Source organism: Streptomyces sp. SID1328 (assembly GCF_009865595.1).
Lineage (GTDB): Bacteria > Actinomycetota > Actinomycetes > Streptomycetales > Streptomycetaceae > Streptomyces > Streptomyces griseoluteus.
Map to the genome: position 1 here is coordinate 22,845 of NZ_WWKH01000034.1, position 19,869 is coordinate 42,713.

Sequence of the window (19,869 nt, forward strand, 5' to 3'; positions counted from 1 at the left end):
AGAGCACCACCGGCCACGCAGAGCACCGGAAGTCCACGACGGGGAGCGCGAGATGAACACGCCGCACGGCATGAGCACCAGCGCAGTGGTCACGCGTCTGCACGACGCACACCGGGGGGCAGAGAATTCCGGGAAGTCCGGTGCCGGGACCACGCTGCCGGTACGCGGCCGCGAGTCCCAGGGAGTACGGGGGTGCGCCCGCGGCACCGGGCGTCAGCACACCGGTTACATGACGGTGGTCGACGCCCGCACGGGGGAGGGGTACGGGGGAAGCGCGCACAGGGAGGAACCGGGGGAGCGTCGCTCGCTGACGGAGGCGGAGTTCACTGCCTACGTCCAGGAGCGCCGCGCCTCCCTGTACGCGACCGCCTACCACCTGACCGGCGACCGCTTCGAGGCCGAGGACCTGCTGCAGAGCGCGCTGTTCTCGACCTACCGGGCGTGGGACCGGATCAGCGACAAGGCCGCGGTCGGCGGTTACCTCCGCCGCACCATGACCAACCTGCACATCAGCGCGTGGCGCCGCCGCAAGCTGAACGAGTACCCGACCGAGGAACTGCCGGAGACGCCCGCCGGCACGGACGCGATGCGCGGCACCGAGCTGCGCGCCGTCCTGTGGCAGGCGCTCGCCCGGCTGCCCGAGCCGCAGCGCACCATGCTGGTGCTGCGGTACTACGAGGGCCGTACCGACCCGGAGATCGCCGACATACTCGGCATCAGCGTCGGCACGGTGAAGTCCAGCATCTGGCGCTCCCTGCGGCGCCTGCGCGAGGACGAGGTCCTGAGCTTCGGCCGGGACCACGAGGACGCCTTCGGCGAGCTGGTGGCCTGAAGGACGGGTCCGTCGGGGGACGGGCCCACGGGGGAACGGGGGGAACGAGCCGTCACGGCTCGGCCCGAGGGGAAACGGGGAATCACGAGGGCCCACCGGGGGGAGGGTCCGCGTGACAACCCGTAAGGGGACACGGGGGAAACGGGGGATCGCCCGGAGGCGGGGCTGGACGGCTGGGGGGCCGCACAGTCCCGCTTCCGCATGTCCCGCCCGGTTACGCCGCCGTCTGCTGCCGTACCTGCCGGCCCGCGGCGGCCGCCGCCATCCGGCTCAGCGCCTCGTCCCGGCCGCAGGCGTGGGCCCCCAGGGCCACCTGGCGGGACACGATCGAGCGTTCCGCGCGCAGCAGCCGCCAGCCCCGGCGCAGCAGGAACGGCACCGACTTGCGCCCCTCCTTCAGATCGCGCAGGAAGCGGCGCCGGAAGGTGGTGACCGGCCCCCGGGTCAGACACAGCGCGTCGGCCAGCAGCCCGAGTTCACGGCAGCGCTCGACGATCTCCGCGGCGAAGATGCCCTCGGCGATGAACAGCGGGGTACGGCCGATGCTCAGGGTGTCCTCGCCGGTACGGGCGCTCAGCGAGATGTCGTACACCGGCACCGGGGTCGTGCCGGACGCGCACAGGCGGGCGATCGCCGCGAGGGCCACGTCGGCGTCCCAGGACGCCGGATGGTCCCAGTCGATGTCCGAGCTTCCGTCCACCAGCGGCAGGGTGGGGTCGTCGCCCTCCTTGTAGAAGTCGTCGAGGCGCAGCACGGGCAGCCCGGAGAGGGCGGCGACGAGTGACTTGCCCGAACCGGAGGGGCCGCACAGCAGCACCACACGGGCGGGGGACGGAGGATGGATGCTCACGGAACACCAGTTTGACGCATGGTGGCCGTCCTGCCGACCCCGCGGGTCCGCATTGGAGCGCGCGTCACATGTCAACTACCCTACGTGTCGACCTTATTACCCTGCGCACCAGAAGGCGGCACCACCGATGGCCCGACATTCCGCACCCCGGTCCCCCCGTCAGCCCGCCGCGCGGCGCGCCCTGATCGCCCTCGCCTCGGCCGGGGCCGCCCTGGCGGCGGGCGCGACCACGGCGCACGCCGAGACGGCCGCACCGCTGGTGGACGTGCCGCCGCTGCGCTCCGCCGACCTCGGTGACATCAACCCGCAGTCCGGGGTGAACGCGCTGACCACGTCGGTCGGTTACACCACCGGCACCGTCGCCGGCCTCAAGCCCAACCCGCTGGCCGGCACCGGCACCGACCCGCTGAACAACGGCATCGGCACCACCGTCGCAGACTTCAAGCCGCTCAGCACCCTGGCGCTGACCGCCCCGATCGCCCAGGCGCCGTCCTTCGGCGCGGTCCCGGTCGTCGGGCAGGCCCTGGGGCTCCTCACGCCGAAGGGCTGACCGACGCGAAACCGCGCCGCCCCTTCGAGGTGAAGGGACGGCGCGGCTCTCGTGCGTGCTCAGTAGGACGAGCCCGACGCGCCCAGCGCCCCGGTCGGGTGCCAGACCGTCTTGGTCTCCAGGAACGCGGTCATCCGGTCGATGCCGGGAGTCGCCGGGTAGTCCACAGGCTGTGGACGGAGAACGCGCTTCAGGTTGTCCGCCGCCGCGATCTCCAGCTCCTTCGCCAGAGATGCGTCGGCGCCCGCGAGGTCGATCGCGTTGACGTCCTGGTGCGCGGCGAGCGGCGCGCCCAGCTCGGCCGTGCCGCCCGACAGGATGTTGACGACACCGCCCGGAACGTCGGAGGTGGCCAGCACCTCGCCGAGCGACAGGGCGGGCAGCGGGGCCTTCGCGGAGGCGACGACGACCGCGGTGTTGCCGGTGGCGATCACCGGGGCCAGCACCGAGACCAGGCCCAGGAAGGACGAGTCCTGCGGGGCCAGCACCGCGACCACGCCGGTCGGCTCGGGCGAGGAGAGGTTGAAGTACGGGCCCGCGACCGGGTTGGCGCCGCCCACGACCTGGGCGATCTTGTCGGTCCAGCCGGCGTACCAGACCCAGCGGTCGACGGCCGCGTCCACGACGGCGGCGGCCTTCGCCCTGGACAGGCCCTCGGCCTCGGCGACCTCGCGGACGAACTGCTCCTTGCGGCCTTCCAGCATCTCGGCCACCCGGTACAGCACCTGACCGCGGTTGTACGCGGTCGCGCCGGACCAGCCGCCGAACGCCTTGCGCGCGGCGACGACCGCGTCACGGGCGTCCTTGCGGCTCGACCGCGGTGCGTTCGCCAGCCAGTTGCCCTTGGAGTCGGTCACCTCGTACACCCGGCCGCTCTCGGAACGCGGGAACTTCCCGCCGACGTACAGCTTGTAGGTCTTGAAGACCGACAGCCGCGGCTCGGTCTTTTCGGTCTTCTCAGACATCGAGGTACGCCTCCAGGCCGTGACGGCCGCCCTCGCGGCCGAAGCCCGACTCCTTGTAACCGCCGAACGGCGACGTCGGGTCGAACTTGTTGAACGTGTTGGACCAGACGACCCCGGCACGTAGCTTGTTGGCGACGGCCAGGATGCGGGAGCCCTTCTCGGTCCAGATGCCGGCCGACAGCCCGTACTGGGTGTTGTTGGCCTTGGCGACGGCCTCGTCCGGGGTGCGGAAGGAGAGGACCGACAGCACCGGGCCGAAGATCTCGTCGCGGGCGATGGTGTGCGCCTGGGTGACGCCTGTGAACAGCGTCGGGGCGAACCAGTAACCGGACGACGGCAGTTCGCACGCCGGGGACCAGCGCTCGGCGCCCTCCGCCTCGCCCTGCTCCGCCAGCGCGGTGATCCGGGCCAGCTGCTCGGCGGAGTTGATCGCGCCGATGTCGGTGTTCTTGTCCAGCGGGTCGCCGAGGCGCAGCGTGGACAGGCGCCGCTTGAGGGCGTCCAGCAGCTCGTCCTGGATCGACTCCTGGACCAGCAGCCGGGAGCCGGCGCAGCAGACCTGGCCCTGGTTGAAGAAGATGCCGGTGACGATGCCCTCGACGGCCTGGTCGATCGGGGCGTCGTCGAAGACGATGTTGGCGCCCTTGCCGCCCAGCTCCAGCGTGAGCTTCTTGCGCGTGCCCGCGACCGTGCGGGCGATCTCCTTGCCGACGGCCGTGGAGCCGGTGAAGGCGACCTTGTTCACGTCGGGGTGTCCGACCAGCGCCGCGCCCGCGTCGCCGTAGCCCGGCAGGATGTTGACGACACCCTTGGGCAGGCCCGCCTGGCGGCAGATGTCCGCGAAGAACAGGGCGGAGAGCGGGGTGGTCTCGGCGGGCTTGAGGACGACCGTGTTGCCGGTGGCCAGCGCCGGGGCGATCTTCCACGCCAGCATCAGCAGGGGGAAGTTCCAGGGGATGACCTGGCCGGCGACGCCCAGCGGGCGGGGGTTCGCCCCGAAGCCGGCGTGGTCGAGCTTGTCGGCCCAGCCCGCGTAGTAGAAGAAGTGGGCGGCGACCAGGGGGAGGTCCGCGTCGCGGGTCTCCTTGATCGGCTTGCCGTTGTCCAGCGTCTCCAGCACGGCCAGCTCGCGGCTGCGCTCCTGGATGATGCGGGCGATGCGGAACAGGTACTTGGCGCGCTCGGAGCCGGGCAGCGCCGACCACGTGGCGAACGCCTTGCGGGCTGCCCTGACCGCGCGGTCCACGTCCGCCTCGCCGGCCCGGGCGACCTCGGAGAGGACCTCCTCGGTGGCGGGGGAGACGGTCTTGAAGACCTTGCCGTCGGCGGAGTCGGTGAACTCGCCGTCGATGAAGAGGCCGTAGGAGGGGGCGATGTCGACGACGGCGCGGGACTCCGGCGCCGGTGCGTACTCGAAGAGGGAACCCATGGTGATCAGTCCACCGTCACGTAGTCGGGGCCGGAGTAGCGGCCGGTGGCCAGCTTCTGACGCTGCATCAGCAGGTCGTTCAGCAGCGAGGAGGCGCCGAAGCGGAACCAGTGGTTGTCCAGCCAGTCCTGGCCCGCGGTCTCGTTGACCAGCACCAGGAACTTGATGGCGTCCTTGGTGGTGCGGATGCCGCCCGCGGGCTTCACGCCGACCTGGACGCCGGTCTGGGCGCGGAAGTCACGCACCGCCTCCAGCATCAGCAGGGTGTTGGCGGGGGTGGCGTTGACCGCGACCTTGCCGGTGGACGTCTTGATGAAGTCCGCGCCCGCCATCATGCCCAGCCAGCTCGCGCGGCGGATGTTGTCGTACGTGGACAGCTCGCCGGTCTCGAAGATGACCTTCAGGCGGGCGCTGGTCCCGCAGGCATCCTTCACGGCGGTGATCTCGTCGTACACCTTGAGGTAGTCGCCCGCGAGGAACGCGCCCCGGTCGATGACCATGTCGATCTCGTCGGCGCCCGCCGCGACCGCGTCCCGCACGTCGGCCAGCTTCACGCCGAGGGCGGCGCGGCCGGCCGGGAAGGCGGTGGCGACCGAGGCGACCTTGACGCCGGAACCGGCGACGGCCTCCTTGGCGGCGGCCACCATGTCGGGATAGACGCAGACGGCCGCGGTCGTCGGGGCCGTCCGGTCGGTGGGGTCGGGGTGGACCGCCTTGGCGCCGAGCGCCCGGACCTTGCCGGGGGTGTCCGCGCCTTCCAGGGTGGTCAGGTCGACCATCGAGATGGCGAGGTCGATGGCGTACGCCTTGGCGGTGGTCTTGATCGAACGGGTACCGAGCGACGCGGCACGCGCCTCCAGGCCGACCGCGTCGACGCCGGGCAGCCCGTGCAGGAAGCGGCGCAGCGTGCTGTCGGACGCGGTGACGTCGGCGAGAGACTGTGCGGGGGACGCGAGGGGGGCACCGCCCTGTTCGAGCGACGCCGAGGACTTGGGGGAGGGCATGGTCACCAGACGAGCATATCTACGCGCGTAGCGGCTGTATAGCCCTGGGGGCGGGGTTGTGGGCAGTGCCACCGTCGCAGGTCACGGATGCGTTCCTCTCTCGGGCCGGGTGGTGGTGGTCGCGTCCCCTTCGTGCAGAATCGGGGCCATGACGACCCCGGACCACCAGTCACCCGCTTCGCGGCCCGTGGTGCCCGCCGCCAGGGACCGGATCTACCGTTCGCCGATGGGACTCGTGGGCGGTGTGCTCGTGCTGGCCCTCGTCGTCTGGCTCGGCTGCGACGCGCTGTTCCGCGGCCACGGCCGGGTGCCGTGGCTCGCGCTGGCCGTGATGATCCTGGTCGTACCCCTGGTTACGGCGTTCACCCTGCGCCCCGCGGTCTTCGCCAACCAGGAACGCCTCCGGGTCCGCAACCCCTTCCGTGTGATCGTCCTGCCCTGGGGTGAACTGGCCACCCTGCGCTCGGGCTACTCCAACGAGGCGCTGGCCACCTCCGGCACCAAGTTCCAGCTCTGGGCGATCCCGGTCTCGCTGCGCGCCCGCAAGCGCGCGGCCAACAAGCGGGCGAAGGCGGCGGCGCAGGCGGCGCGTGGCGCCCAGGGCGGCAACCGGTTCGGCGGGGTCTTCGGCGGCGGGGGAGCGGGCGCCTTCGGCGCCGCCGAGGCGGTGGACGCCCCGGTCCGCGCCGAGACCGACAAGATCATGGACGACCTCCGCGACCTCCACGAGCGCCACGGCGAGGCGGAACACGCCCAGGGTGAGATCACCACCCGCTGGGCCTACGAGATCCTGATCCCGGCCCTCGCGGGCGCCCTACTCCTGGCGATCCTGCTGATCACAGGCTGACCCCGGCCACGGTCGGCGGCGGACGGAGAGAATCCGGCCGCCGCCGATTTTTGTGCCCGCTCTTGCCGCGCCCCTCGGCGCGCACCCCATCCGACACCCGAAGGACAGAGGAAAGACGGCAGTGAAGACCCGGCGCGGCTGGCGCGCGAACAAGAAGGCGCCGCAGGACCGGTACAAGCTGGGCGTCCTGCGCGCGATGACGGCCGCGGCCCGGCTGTCGCGCGACCGGAGGGCGTGGATCGCCGCCGGCGCCGTGCTGCTGGTCGCGGTGGCGGTGGGGGTGTGGGTCCACCTCGCCGGACGGCAGGACGGCCCGCCGGACACCCGCGCCCGCCAGTACAAGGAGTTCGACGCCTGCCTGCTGACCGGCGACAAGGGCATCGCGGAGGGCACCCGTGCCGCCTCGGCGTGGCAGGGCATGCAGCAGGCGTCGTTGCAGACGCGGGCCCGGATCAACTACGTGCCGGTGACGGGCGCGCAGTCGGTGACCAACACCCGGCCGTTCCTCAACAGCCTGATGCAGCGCCAGTGCGGTGTCCTGATAGCGGTCGGCGCCCCCCAGGCGCGGGTCGCCCAAGAGGCGGCGGCCCGGCATCCCGAGGTGCGGTTCGTCCTGGTCGACGGGGCGTCACATGCCGGGAAGAGCAAGGCCGGGAACGTCACCGTGGCCGAGCCGGACGACTCGCTGCCGGGTGCGGTGGCCGACGTGATCAGGCGGGCCGTGGACGCCTCCGGGCAGTGACACACGGGGAGTTGCAGTAAAGATCAGTTAAAAGTGATGGCCGTGTGTAGATCAAATGATCGATGGTGAGAAAAACTTACGAAGTTTTGCTGACTTCTTAAGTTAAGGCTCCCCCATGCGTGTTCGCTGGGTCCGTAGCCCTCGCTTGTTCCCGCCGGGCGGTTCCGGCAGACGTCGAGCGAGGGCTACGGCTCTTTCTGTACTTGTCTCTCTCACCTTCATGCTCACCACCGAGACAGCGGCGGCCACCGGCGCCACCCTGCCGGCGCTGAGCATGCCCGAACTGTCCTTCGCCGGCCTGGTGAAGTGGGCCCACAGCTCCTCCCTCGACACCCCCGACCAACAGGGCGGCACCGCGCGGGGCAAGAGTCACCACGCCTCGGCGGCGGCCACCAGCACCAACCACACGGCCGGCCACAAGCCCGGCCGGGGCAAGGGTGAACTCGGCGCGTATCGGCGTCATGTGACTTCGCCCCAGAAGACCACCACCAAGGCCCTGGCGTCGGGGAAGAGCTTCAACCCCCGCACGAGCAAGCGGGACGCCAGGAAGTCCACCGCGACCTCGGACTACTTCGTCAACGCCGATGGCTCCACCACCGTGCGCCACTACGACGTACGGGCCAACTTCAAGTCGGCGGACGGCACCTGGAAGCCGATCGACACCAGCCTGAAGAAGAGCGACGACGGCCGGTTCGAGCAGACCGCCAACTCCGTCGACGTCGACTTCGCCCCGGACGCGGCCGACGACCGGCTGGCCTCGCTCGGCCTCGGCAGCGGCCGTTCGGTCGCGTACTCCCTCCTCGGCGCCCGCGAGAGCGAGGCGTCGAAGGACGAGAACGGCACCCTGCTGTACGCGGACGCCCTGCCCGGCACCGACGTGCAGCTCGCGCCGATCGCGGACGGCTTCAAGGAGAACCTCGTCCTGCGCTCCAGGGACGCGGACAACTCCTGGCTGTTCGCGCTGGACGCGAAGGGGCTGACCCCGCGCATCGGCAAGAACGGTGACGTCGAGTTCACCGGTGCCAACGGCAAGGTCGCCGCGACCGTCCCCCATGCCTACATGGAGGACTCGCGCATCGACCACCGCTCCGGTGACGGCGCCCGCTCCCGCGAGGTCACCTACGAGCTGACCACCGTGGACGGTGAACCGGCGCTGCGGATGACCGCCGACCGGGACTGGCTGGACGACCCCGAGCGGGTCTACCCGGTCACCGTCGACCCGACGACGGTCGTGAACGCCAGCCAGGCGACGTACGTCCAGAACGACTACAACTCCAACCGCTCGGCGGAGAACCAGATCAAGGTCGGTTCGTACGATTCGGGCACCACCAAGGCGAACTCCTTCCTCCAGTTCTCGTCGCTGGGTTCGACGATCGCCGGCCGGCAGGTCTCCGCCGCCACGCTCAACGTCTGGGCGCTGTGGTCCGCCACCTGCACCCCCGAGGCGTTCTCGGTCTACCCGGTGACCCAGTCGTGGTCCCCGTCGACGACCACCACCTACCCCGGTCCCGCGTACGGCTCCGCCATCGGCTCCGCCACGCCCGCCCCCGGCGCCTCCTGCACCAACAGCACCGGCAGCACCGGTGTCGGTGTGAAGATGCCGGTGTCGCTGTCGACGTCCTGGTTCACCCAGGTCGCCGCGGGCGGCGTCAACTACGGCCTGGCGCTTGCCGCGCCGACCGGTGACGGACTGCACTGGAAGAAGTTCCACTCCGACGACTCGGCCACCTCCGCCTGGCGTCCGTCTCTCGACCTGACCTACGGGACCAACGTCGAGCCGCAGGTCAACGCTTCTTACCCGCCTGAGAACTTCCAGGCCAACACCCTCCAGCCGGAGCTGCTCGTCTACGCGAGCGACGCCGACAAGTCGCCGAACGCGGCGCTGTCGTACTCCTTCGAGGTGTACGACGCGGACTCCGGCAGCACCACGCCCGTCGTCACCTCCGGCGCCCTGACCAAGGGGAGCTGGAAGATTCCGGCGGGCAAGCTGAAGTGGTCGAAGAACTACGCCTGGTACGCCGGGGTGAGCGACGGGCTCGACGAGACGACCTACTCCAGCCGGTTCACCACCGCCGTGCCGCAGCCCCCCGTCACCTCGGGGCTGGCCCAGAACACCGACGGCCACGACTTCGACCCGAGTGACGCCAACTTCACCACCGACGACTCCGACGCGGACGTCGAGGTGGTCGGCCCATCGCTGGAGATCGACCGCTCGTACAACAGCATCGACCCGCGGGTCGACGGTGCCTTCGGCGCCGGCTGGTCGACGGTCGCCGACATGAAGGCCGCCGAGGTCAAGAACCCGTCCGGCACCGTCACCAGCGTGATCATCACCTACCCCGGTGGTGAGCAGGTCGCCTTCGGCCGCAACACCGACGGCACCTTCCAGCCGCCGCTCGGCCGGTACGCGCGCCTCCAGCCGGTCACCGACGGCTACGCGCTGACGGACAAGGACTTCACCGAGTACGCCTTCACCCAGCCCACCGCCAAGGCGGGCACGACGGCGATATCCAGCATCAAGGACTACGCGGGCCGCACGGAGACGTTCACCTACAACACCTCCAAGCAGCTCACGAAGATCACCAACCAGAAGTCGCAGCGCTCGCTCGCCCTGACCTGGGTCACGCCGTCCGGCGCCACCACGGCGCACGTCGCCTCGGTCGCCACCGACGCGGCGGTGACGGGCGACTCCTCCACGGTCCAGACCTGGAACTACGGCTACAGCGGCGACCAGCTCACCTCGGTCTGCCCGCCGGCCACCCCCACCAAGTGCACCACCTACAACTACGCCACCGGCAACCACTACCGCACCACGGTGCTGGACGCCGACCCGTACGCCTACTGGCGGCTCGGTGAGGCGTCCGGTGCCACCGTCGCCGCGGACTCCGTCGACAACAACCAGGGCCGCTACAACGGTCTGTACCACAACGTGACGCTGGGCGGGGCTTCCGTCCTCGCGGGCTCCACGCAGAAGACGGCCGGCTTCAACGGCACGACCTCCTACGTGGAGATGCCGAGCGCGCCGGGAGCCACGCCGTCGTACATGACGGTCTCGCTGTGGTTCAAGACGACCACCGCGGGAGGTGTCCTCTTCTACTACGGCGACAAGCCGCTGAGCGACTCCGACCCGGTCGCCAACACCAAGAAGAACACGCCCGCCGTGTACGTCGGCACCGACGGCAAGCTGCGCGGCTGTCTGGCCATGTCGCCGGGATGCATGTCGACGATCACCTCGGGTGCCTCGGTCACCGACGGCCAGTGGCACAACGCCGTGCTCACCGGCATGGCCACCAGCCAGACCCTTTACCTGGACGGCGTCTCCCAGGGTTCGCTGAGCGGCACCATCAACGACTGGGAGCAGCCCTACCTCTCCCTCGGCGCCGGTGTGAACACCGACGGCTGGCCCTCGATGAACCCGAACGACAAGCTCGGGCACTACACGGGCCAGATGGCCGAGGCCGCCGTCTACTCCGAGCCGCTCGACCCCTCGGTGATCACCGCGCAGTACCAGGCCGCCAAGCGGTCCGCCGGGCTGCTGAACAAGATCACCACGCCCGGCGGGAAGACCCCGGCGTCGGTCGTCTACGGCACCACCGACGACCTGGTCAAGCAGGCCACGGACTCCGAGGGCGGCACCTGGAAGCTCAACCCGCCCGTGGTCACCGGGTCCTCGCAGGTCTACCGCTCGGCGGTGATGGGCTCGGTCCCGGCCGGCTACTGGCGGCTCTCCGACACCCTCGGTGCGCAGCAGGCGGCCAACGAAGTGCACACCGGGTTCGGCACGTACAACACCGTCACGCAGGGCGTGGCCGGGCCGTTCGGCGCCGGTGACGTGACCGCGGCGTCCTTCGACGGCACGTCGTCGTACGCCGAGATCCCGTACGCCCCCTGGCACCGCTCGGGCGACCGCGCCGTGGAGCTGTGGTTCAGGACCAGCGCCCCCGGTGTGATCCTCTCCGACCAGGCCCAGGCGCCCGCCGGCACCCCGTCCGGGTCCTGGAGCCCGCTGCTGTACGTGGGCACCGACGGCAAGCTGCACGGCCACTGGTGGAGCGCCACCGGCTCGGGCGCCTTCGGCTCCACGGCCGCCGTCAACGACGACACCTGGCACCACGCGGTGCTGTCGGCATCCGGCACCACCCAGACGATGTACCTGGACGGCGCCAAGCAGGCCGACTTCACCGGCGCGGTGGGCGATCAGAGCAGCACGCGGTCCTTCGTCGGCGCGGGCTTCGCCAAGTCCTGGGAGGCCTCTCCCGGTGACCTGAGCTTCTTCACCGGCTTCATCGCCGAGGTCGCCACCTACGGGCACCCGCTGACCGAGGACCAGGTCGAGCAGCACTGGTCGGCGTACAAGGCGTCGTCCGGCGTCGCCCCGGTGCGCACGGTCACGCTGACCGACCCGACCGACAAGACGCTGAAGTACGTCTACGACGCGGAGATGGGCAACCGCCTGCTGGCCGCGTACGACACCGACGGCAACCGGACGACCTACGGCTACGACACGGGCGGCTTCCTGCACACCGTGACCGATGCCAACGGCAACCGGAGCACCACGGGGTACGACGTGCGCGGCAACACGGTCTCGCAGACCAGTTGCCAGGACACGGCGGCGGACAAGTGCGCCACCGAGTACTACACGTACTACCCGGACGCCACGACCGCCTTCCCGGCGATGGACCCGCGCAACGACCTGCTGCTCACCGAGCGGGACGGCCGTTCCTCGGGCCCCACCGACAACACCTACCTCACCAGCTACTCCTACGACACCGGCGGCAACCTGCTGTCGGTCACCAGCCCCCCGGTCCCGGGCAGCCCGGGCGGCCGTACCGCCACCACCACATACACCACGGCGTCCACCCCGGCCGCCGAGGGCGGCGGAGCCCTGGCACCGGCCGGCCTGACGGACACGGTCACCACGCCGGGTGGCAGGACGACGAAGTACACCTACTTCTCCACCGGCGACCTGGCCTCGGTCACCGACGCCAACGGCGCCAAGATCACGTACACCTACGACAAGCTGGGCCGGCAGATCTCCCGCACGGAGACCTCCGACTCCCAGCCGTCCGGTCTCACCACGTCCCAGACGTACGACAAGAACGACCAGGTCGTCACCGAGACCAGCCCCGCCGTCACCAACCGGGTCACCGGCGCGGTGCACCAGGCGAAGACCACCACCGGCTTCGACGACGACGGCAACGTGCTCTCGCAGACGGTGGCCGACGTCCGGGGCGGTGACGCCTCGCGTTCGACGTCGATGACGTACGACGCCTACAACCGGCTCGCCTCGCGGACGGACCCCGGCGGCGGCACCACGTCGTTCGAGTACGACGTCTACGGCAACAAGGTGAAGGAGACCGACCCGCTGGGGACGGTCAACACCTACACCTTCGACGCCGAGCAGCGGCCGCTCACCACCAACCTGCTCGGCTACACCGGCGACCCGAACAACCCGTCGGCGCCGACGACCCTGGTCCAGGAATCGCGGGCGTACGACCCGGCCGGACGGCTCGCGTCGATCACCGACGCCATGGGCTGGGTGACCGCGTACACCTACACCGACGACGGCCTGTCCGCCTCGGTCACCCGCAAGGACCCGGCCAACGGCAAGCAGTTCGTCGAGGAGGCCAACACCTACGACCTCGCGGGGAACCTGACCAAGCAGGTGACCAACGACGGCCGGACCACGTCCACCTTCACGGTGGACGCGGCCGACCGCGTCGCCTCGTCCGTCCTCGACCCGGCCGGCGTCAACCGCAGCACCAAGGTGTCCTACGACCCGGACGACAACGTCGTGACGGAGACCGAGACCGACCCGGCCACCGGTGACGTCGACCGGACGGACACCCGCTACGACGCCCTGGGCAATGTCACCGGCTACACGGAGCACGACGGCACCACCGCTCCCGTGGCCCGCTGGAAGCTGTCGGAGCCCAGCGGCCTCACGGCCCAGGACTCCTCCGGCGGCAACAGCAAGGTGACGCTGGGCAGTTCGGTCACGCGTTCCACCGAGAAGGGCGGCTCCGCCGTCCTCAACGGCACCGCCACCGCCTACGGGCAGGCGGACGGCCCGGCGGTCAACACCAGCGGCGACTTCACCGTCTCCGCCTGGGTCAAGCTCGGCTCCACCGCCGCCAACAGCACCTTCCTCGCCCAGGACGGCAAGCTCAACAGCGGCTTCCAGCTCTACTACTCCACCACGTACGGCTGGACCTTCAACCGCCACTCCACGGACGCCGTCGGCGCCGCGACCGTCCGGACCAATTCCGGCACCGCCGCGGTCAAGACCGGCACCTGGACCCACCTCACCGGTGTGTACGACCAGGCGTCCGCCTCGCTGAAGCTGTACGTCAACGGCGCCCAGTCGGGCACCACCACGTCCTTCACCTCACCCTGGGAGGCCACCGGTCCGCTCCAGATCGGCCGGCGTCTGTTCAACGGCACCTACGCCGAGAACGCGCAGGGCTCCGTCGCCGACGTACAGGTCTACGGTGACGCGCTGAGCGCGTCCCAGGTGTCCGCCCTGGCGGGTGGCACGCTTCCGGCGGCAGGCAGTTCGGTGCGCTCGACCACCTGGAAGCTGGACCAGCGGGGCCTGCCGCTGTCCTCGACCGACGAGCTCGGCAACACGACGGACTACGCCTACGACGAGGCCGCTCAGCAGACCACGGTCACCGAGCCGGTCGTCAACGCCGAGAAGGACGGGGGCTCACCCACTGCCCTGCGGCCGATCTCGATGACGGGCTACAACACCTTCGGCGAGACCACCGAGACGTCCGATCCGTCGGGCAACGTCACGACCACGGCCTATGACGCCGAGGGCCAGGAGACCTCGACCAGGCTGCCGGACTACACCGCGCCGGGTGCCTCCACGCCGATCACGGCCACGTCCTGGAACGAGTACAACAAGCTCGGCCAGGTCACCGCGGAGGTCGACCCGCTGGGCAACCGCACGTCGTACACGTACACCCAGCTGGGCGACGTGGCCTCGGTCACCGAGCCGGGCGGCGGCACGTCGACGATGGTCTACGACGCCAATGGCGACCTGCTGTCGTCGAACAGCCCCGGCGGCGCGCGCCAGGAGTCCACGTGGGACTACCTCGGCAACGAGCTGACCAGCACGGACATCGTCCGCCAGCCCACGCAGCGGGCGTACACGGCGATCAACGAGTACAACGCGCCGGGCGGTGACCTCTCCCGCCGGGTGAGCCCGACCGGTGTCTCGGAGTCGTACAAGTACAACGCCCTGGGCGAGACCACCGAGGTGACCGACGGGGCGGGCAACGTCTCGAAGTTCACCTACACCATGGACGGCGACGTCCTCACCGCGACGGACCCGGACAACACCAGCACCAAGAACACCTACGACGGCTTCGGCCAACTGACCGGCACCAGCGAACTGGACGCGGGCGGCGCGGTGCTGCGCACCAGCAGCTCCACCTACGACCGCGCCGGAAACCCGTTGTCGGTGACCGACTACCGGGGCCACACCACCACCTTCACCGTCGACCCCACGGGTCTGGTGACCAAGGCGGTGGAGCCGGTCTCCGCGACCGAGTCCATCACCACGTCCTTCGGTTACGACGTCGCGGGCAACCGCACCCGCTTCACCGACGGCCGGGGCAACCCGTTCATCACCACCTACAACAAGTGGGGGCTGCCCGAGTCCGTCATCGAGCCGTCCACCCCGGACCAGCCCGCCGCGGCGGACCGCACCTACACCACGGTGTACGACGCGGGCGGCCGGGTGGCCGAGCAGCGGTCACCGGGCGGGGTGACCGTCGCCAACGAGTACGACACGAAGAGCCGGCTGGTGAAGCAGACCGGTTCGGGTGCGGAGGCCGCGACGGCCGACCACACCTACGCGTACGACGCCGACGACCGCGTCACGGCCGTCGCCGGTGCGGGAGAGGACGACGACCACTTCACCTACGACGACCGGGGAGCGCTGCTCACGGCGTCCGGCCCGTCGGGCAGCTCGTCGTTCGCCTACAACGGCGACGGCGCCATGACGTCCCGCACGGACGCCTCGGGCACGTCGTCCTACGGGTACGACACGGCAGGCCGGCTGAAGACGGTCGACGACGCGGTCACCGGCTCCAGGGCGACCTACACCTACAACGTCGACAACGCGGTCACGCAGATCGACTACGGCACCGGCAAGTCCAAGCGCGCGTTCAGCTACGACGCGCTGCAGCGCATCACCGGTGACAAGCTGACCTCGCCCACCGGCAAGGTCCTGTCCTCCATCACCTACGGGTGGGACGACAACGACAACATCACGTCGAAGACGACCACCGGTGTCGCGGGCGCGTCCACCAACACGTTCGCGTACGACTGGTCGGACCGGCTGACGTCCTGGAACAACGGCACCACCACGGAGGTCTACGGCTACGACGCCTCGGGCAACCGCACGCGGGTCGGCGGCGACACGTACACGTACGACGCCCGCAACCGGCTCACCTCGGACGGCCACAGCACGTACGCCTACACCAAGCGCGGCACGCTGAGCTCGGTCACGGACGAGTCCGGGACCAGGACCGACATGAAGGCGGACGCCTTCAACCGGGTCATCAACGAGGGCGACCGCACGTACACGTACGACGGTCTGGACCGCGTCCTGAAGGCCAGAGACGGCGGCGGCGCGGACGTCTTCTCCTTCCAGTACAGCGGCGACGGCAACGACGTCGCCTCCGACGGCTCGGCGACGTACAGCCGCAGTGCCGACGGTTCGCTGCTGGGCATCAAGTCGGGTACGTCGTCGGTGCTCGTGCTGACCGACATCCACGACGACCTGGTCGCGCAGTACACCGACTCCGGTGAGACGCTGAGCGGTTCGGCCAGTTACACGCCGTTCGGCAAGGTCTCCGCCTCGGCGGGGATGCTGGGCAACCTCGGTTACCAGTCCGGCTGGACCGACCCCGAGACCGCCCAGGTCAACATGGCCGCGCGCTGGTACTCGCCGCAGACCGGCCAGTTCAACAGCCGGGACACCGTCAGCAACGATCCGCTGCCGGACTCGGTGAACGCCAACGCCTACGCGTACGCCAACCAGAACCCGATGACGGGCGTCGACCCGACCGGGCACTGGTTCGGCTTCGTGAAGAAGGCGTTCCACAAGGTCGCCAAGAAGGTCAAGAGCAAGGCCAAGTCGGCCTGGAAGAAGACCAAGCACGCGGTCAAGGCCGTCGCCAAGAAGGTCCGCAAGGCGGCCAAGCACATCAAGAAGGCCGTCAAGAAGGTCGTCCACAAGGTCCGCCGGGCGGCGCGCAAGGTCGTGCACTACGTCCATGACAGCGTCAAAAAGGTCAAGAGATACGTCAAACGCACCTATAAGAGCGTCAAACGCTATGCCCACAAGGTCGTCCAGCACGTCAAACAGCGGGCCCGGCAGGTCGCCAAGGCCGTCAAGCACGTAGCCGCCAAGGCTGCCGACCTGGGCAAGAGAGCCATCAAGAAGGTCGGCCGGGGCGTCAAGGCAGCCGCCAAGGCGACAGGCAACTTCGTCAAGCAGCACGCCGCGACGATCGTGTCGGTCGCGGTGGGCGTGGCGGTGTTCACCGGCTGCACCGCTGCGACCTGGGGCGTCGGAGCGGTCGGCTGCGCGGCCCTCGCGGGGGCGGCGGCCAACGGCGTCGGTTACATGATGAGCGACGGCCCCAAGTCCGTCGGCGGTTTCCTCGGGTCGGTGGCGATCGGTGCCGCGACCGGTGCCCTCGGTGGTGCGGCCGGTGGCGCGGCCTCCGGCGCGGTGGGCCGACTGCTCGCCGGCGCCGGCGGCAAGGTTCTCAACGGCGCGGCCATGGGCGCGGCGGGCGGAGCCGCGGAAGGCGCGGTCGGCTACGGCGTCTCCTGCGCATCCAGCGAGGAGGGCTGCAGCGCGAGCGGCGCGGCAAAGGCCTCGGCGGTCGGCGCGGTGACGGGCGGCATCTTCGGCGCTGCGGCGAGCAAGTTCGGCCGCAAGGGCTGCACGCCGCACAGTTTCACCGGCAGCACGGGCGTCCTCATGGCGAACGCCATGGTGAAGCCCATCTCCCAGGTCAAGCCCGGCGACTACGTCCTGACGGCCGAGCCCGGCAAGACGAAGAAGGAGAAGCACAAGGTCAAGTCGGTGATCGTCACCAAGACCGACCGTGACTATGTCGACGTCGTCATAGCCACCAAGTCGGGCCCGAAGACGATCCAGACCACCAAGCACCACCAGTTCTACGAGGCCACCAGAAACACCTGGACCCAGGCGGGCGACCTCAAGCCAGGTCAGAAGCTCCAGAACGGTAGCGGCGGCCTGACGGAGATCCGCGAAGTCAAGGCGTACACGGCAAATCGTGTGACGTATGACCTCAGCGTCGAGGGGCTGCACACCTATCAGGTGGCCGCGGGCGGTCTTCAGGTCCTCGTTCACAACACCGACGGCGAGGCATGCCCGGTCACAGCGGCTGCGCGAGCAGCGGCGGACGGGGCGACGAAGGTAACGCCGTCGAGAATGCGCCCGGCGATAGCAGAGGCCCTGGAGGTGCCGAACGGGGAGCCGATTGCGCGAACCAGCACACGTGGAGCCGCGCCCAAGCTGCACCCTGAGGTCCAAGAGATTCTGGACAGCATCCCGGTGAATCAGCGAGGTAAGGGACACGGCCAGTGCGGCCTCCCCCAATGCCTTACCGAGGTGCTGGGCCGCGGCGTGGACCCGCGGGGCTTGCGGGCTGCGGCTGTAACAGTCCGCAGTTCGGCAACGCACGAGAAGCATGGGTTGCCAGTGGGACCGTGCCCGAGCTGCAGGGTCTTGACCGAGCACTACGGACTCGATTTCGTGACAGACAACTAGGCTGGGTGAACATGAGATTCTCAGATACGGCGGAGCAACTTCTCCGTGACGCCGGGTGGCATCCAGGGCGGAGGGTGGAAGTGGCTTCGTGGCGAGCCCGACTCGAAGCCGGTGGGTTTCACGTGACCGAATGCGCCGAGAAGTTCCTCTCGGAATTCGGCGGCCTGGTGTTCAGGAATAGCGGACCGGGCCTTACCTGTGCAGTCGAACCGTTCGAGCTGGACCCGACCCTGGCGGATGGTGAAGACGACAGGTTCGGTGAGTGGGGTGAGGAACTGAACAAGTCGCTATGCCCGGTAGGCGAAGGCGGCCACGGTGAGTACTTTCTGGCCATTGACGAGGGTGGTGAAATGTACTTGGTGGCAGACTGGGTCGCGACCTTCGGCGCCAGCGATCAGGCGCTGGAAGCGTTGCTCCTCGGAATCGCGCCAACTGTTGTCGCGGAAAGCTGAGCGCGCCTGAGCCGGCCCGTGGAAAGGTTCGTACCGCGCGCCCGTTCGGGGCGCCGGTGTGGACCCACTGGAGCCGGTCGCGCTGCCCAATCTGGTGAAGGTTCATCAGGGCTGGCGTTCAGGCTCTTGTCAGCGGCCCCTCTGGTTCTGCCGGAGGGGCCGCTTGACTGTCTGGTGATGTGATCGCTGGAACCAATCGGTGCAAGCGCGGAGCTTATGCCTTGTAATAAAGGTCGAACTGCCTGTTGCTCCCCGAGTTGTTCGTGATGCCGAAGCACAGACGCGGGGCGCCCGAGCCGGTGTAGATGGCCATTCCCTCCGGTTCGCGGGGGTCGGCCGCAGCGTCCGCCTCCGAGTGGGTGCTGGCGATGTAGCCCGTCGTGGGGTTGTTCTGAGTGCCGTTCAGGTCGAAGGACGTCGTGTGGACGGCCCACTTGTCGACGCCGGTCAGGGTGCTGGAGGGCGTGGTGGTTCGGGGGTCGCCATCGAGCATGTAGACGTACTGACCGTAGGACGTGAAGCCCTGGAAGGTGGCCGGGGTGGTGGGGTCCGGGGTGCCGTCGGCCTTGTACTTGTACAGCGGGGGCTGCTGGATACGGGCCAGCGGGGCCGGGAGGGTGCCGGTGCCGGCCGTGGCCACCGCCGCCGACAGGTCGTACGCCGCGAACCAGTGGTCGGAGCCCAGCGCGTAGCGGATCAGCAGGATGTTGTGGTCCGCGTCCACCGACGGCGTCATGGAGGTCGCCGCCGGGTCCGGTGAGCCGAAGCGCTGCACGGACGGGTGGCTGGTCCACAGCACCGTCTTGGTGACGAAGGGGAAGCGGACGAACTCCTGCCCGTACCCGCTGCGTCCGGACCCCGCCTCGGTCCACACGTACGCCGGGTTCCCGCCGCTGGCCGGCTGGACGCCGAGGGAGACCCCGTGGCCGAAGCCCAGCAGGTACATGTACCCGTTGACCGCGCCGGTGGCGATGTCGTGCCGGGTCAGACAGAGGTCACCCGACTCCGCGTGGTCGTCCCCGCCGATGGACGCCGTCACCGCGACCTGGCTGCCCGAGCGGAGGTAGGCGATCTGGCTCGCCCCGGCCACCTGGAGCGTGTAGAAGTGCCCGGCCGCCGAGTCGAAGGCGATGCCCTGGAGCGTGGTCGAACTGTCCTGGTTGGCGACACCGGCCAGCCAGCGGGTGGAACCGGCGGCGACGTCGATCAGCGCGGTCCCGCCCGGCACGTTCGCCGGGTTGTCCAGGGGCGCGGCCACCGCCGCCTGGGCGGGCAGTCCCAGCCCGGCGGCGGCACCGGCGGCGAGGCCGGTACCGCCCCGTATCAGGCTGCGACGAGTCATGTTCATGGTCATGACCTGGACACTAGTGGCCGGG

Annotated in this window: 11 protein-coding genes; 6 read left to right on the forward strand and 5 right to left on the reverse strand. The window is 69.7% G+C overall.

Features of this window, described 5'->3' with window-relative positions:
* The first annotated feature begins 52 nt into the window (after positions 1 to 52).
* The gene (locus GT030_RS01110) at positions 53 to 832 is read left to right on the forward strand and encodes a SigE family RNA polymerase sigma factor (RefSeq protein ID WP_161199382.1); all 780 of its coding nucleotides are present in this window, start codon (positions 53 to 55) and stop codon (positions 830 to 832) included.
* A gap of 214 nt (positions 833 to 1,046) precedes the next feature.
* Here the strand turns inward: GT030_RS01110 and GT030_RS01115 are convergent, their stop codons facing one another.
* Positions 1,047 to 1,682, reverse strand: coding sequence for a uridine kinase (locus GT030_RS01115; protein WP_346009529.1), 636 nt, complete (start codon positions 1,680 to 1,682; stop codon positions 1,047 to 1,049).
* Between the two features lie 127 nt (positions 1,683 to 1,809).
* Here GT030_RS01115 and GT030_RS01120 point away from each other — a divergent pair, with 127 nt between their 5' ends.
* A complete protein-coding gene (locus GT030_RS01120; RefSeq protein ID WP_161199383.1) occupies positions 1,810 to 2,232 on the forward strand; it encodes a hypothetical protein in 423 nt (140 codons plus the stop codon).
* Positions 2,233 to 2,291: 59 nt separating this feature from the next.
* On the opposite strand, the gene GT030_RS01125 is transcribed toward GT030_RS01120, so the two are convergent.
* The 3 genes from GT030_RS01125 to deoC are packed head-to-tail and all read right to left on the reverse strand — an operon-like array spanning position 2,292 to position 5,630.
* Positions 2,292 to 3,197, reverse strand: coding sequence for an aldehyde dehydrogenase family protein (locus GT030_RS01125; RefSeq protein WP_161199384.1), 906 nt, complete (start codon positions 3,195 to 3,197; stop codon positions 2,292 to 2,294).
* Positions 3,190 to 4,626 (reverse strand): aldehyde dehydrogenase family protein, encoded by a 1,437-nt coding sequence (locus GT030_RS01130; RefSeq protein WP_161199385.1) that lies wholly within the window; start codon positions 4,624 to 4,626, stop codon positions 3,190 to 3,192. The genes GT030_RS01125 and GT030_RS01130 overlap by 8 nt, the downstream gene beginning before the upstream one ends.
* A 5-nt stretch (positions 4,627 to 4,631) precedes the next feature.
* Positions 4,632 to 5,630: a deoxyribose-phosphate aldolase gene (gene deoC, locus GT030_RS01135; RefSeq protein WP_161199402.1), complete on the reverse strand. Its 999-nt coding sequence runs from the start codon at positions 5,628 to 5,630 to the stop codon at positions 4,632 to 4,634.
* Between the two features lie 148 nt (positions 5,631 to 5,778).
* Between deoC and GT030_RS01140 the strand changes: the two genes are divergently transcribed.
* From GT030_RS01140 to GT030_RS01155, 4 genes are all read left to right on the forward strand, one after another.
* Entirely contained in the window at positions 5,779 to 6,477 is a 699-nt protein-coding gene (locus tag GT030_RS01140) for a PH domain-containing protein (RefSeq protein WP_161199386.1), read from the forward strand.
* 121 nt (positions 6,478 to 6,598) lie between these two features.
* Positions 6,599 to 7,219, forward strand: a complete 621-nt coding sequence (locus GT030_RS01145) for a BMP family ABC transporter substrate-binding protein (protein WP_161199387.1) — start codon at positions 6,599 to 6,601, stop codon at positions 7,217 to 7,219.
* Positions 7,220 to 7,439: 220 nt separating this feature from the next.
* Positions 7,440 to 18,041 carry a LamG-like jellyroll fold domain-containing protein gene (locus GT030_RS01150; protein WP_237522137.1) on the forward strand — a complete coding sequence of 3,534 codons (10,602 nt, stop codon included), beginning with the start codon at positions 7,440 to 7,442 and terminating at the stop codon, positions 18,039 to 18,041.
* 11 nt (positions 18,042 to 18,052) lie between these two features.
* Positions 18,053 to 18,493 carry an SUKH-3 domain-containing protein gene (locus tag GT030_RS01155; protein ID WP_161199389.1) on the forward strand — a complete coding sequence of 147 codons (441 nt, stop codon included), beginning with the start codon at positions 18,053 to 18,055 and terminating at the stop codon, positions 18,491 to 18,493.
* Positions 18,494 to 18,707: 214 nt separating this feature from the next.
* Here the strand turns inward: GT030_RS01155 and GT030_RS01160 are convergent, their stop codons facing one another.
* The gene (locus tag GT030_RS01160) at positions 18,708 to 19,847 is read right to left on the reverse strand and encodes a hypothetical protein (RefSeq protein WP_161199390.1); all 1,140 of its coding nucleotides are present in this window, start codon (positions 19,845 to 19,847) and stop codon (positions 18,708 to 18,710) included.
* Between the last annotated feature and the right edge of the window lie 22 nt (positions 19,848 to 19,869).

What these genes read in the sequence shown, in the direction of transcription:
- GT030_RS01150 (WP_237522137.1), top strand. Translation starts at nt 7,440, where the DNA reads ATGCTCACCACCGAGACAGCGGCGGCCACCGGCGCCACCCTGCCGGCG.
- GT030_RS01155 (WP_161199389.1), top strand. Translation starts at nt 18,053, where the DNA reads ATGAGATTCTCAGATACGGCGGAGCAACTTCTCCGTGACGCCGGGTGG.
- GT030_RS01110 (WP_161199382.1), top strand. Translation starts at nt 53, where the DNA reads ATGAACACGCCGCACGGCATGAGCACCAGCGCAGTGGTCACGCGTCTG.
- GT030_RS01140 (WP_161199386.1), top strand. Translation starts at nt 5,779, where the DNA reads ATGACGACCCCGGACCACCAGTCACCCGCTTCGCGGCCCGTGGTGCCC.
- GT030_RS01160 (WP_161199390.1), bottom strand. Translation starts at nt 19,847, where the DNA reads ATGACCATGAACATGACTCGTCGCAGCCTGATACGGGGCGGTACCGGC.
- GT030_RS01125 (WP_161199384.1), bottom strand. Translation starts at nt 3,197, where the DNA reads ATGTCTGAGAAGACCGAAAAGACCGAGCCGCGGCTGTCGGTCTTCAAG.
- GT030_RS01120 (WP_161199383.1), top strand. Translation starts at nt 1,810, where the DNA reads ATGGCCCGACATTCCGCACCCCGGTCCCCCCGTCAGCCCGCCGCGCGG.
- deoC (WP_161199402.1), bottom strand. Translation starts at nt 5,630, where the DNA reads ATGCCCTCCCCCAAGTCCTCGGCGTCGCTCGAACAGGGCGGTGCCCCC.
- GT030_RS01130 (WP_161199385.1), bottom strand. Translation starts at nt 4,626, where the DNA reads ATGGGTTCCCTCTTCGAGTACGCACCGGCGCCGGAGTCCCGCGCCGTC.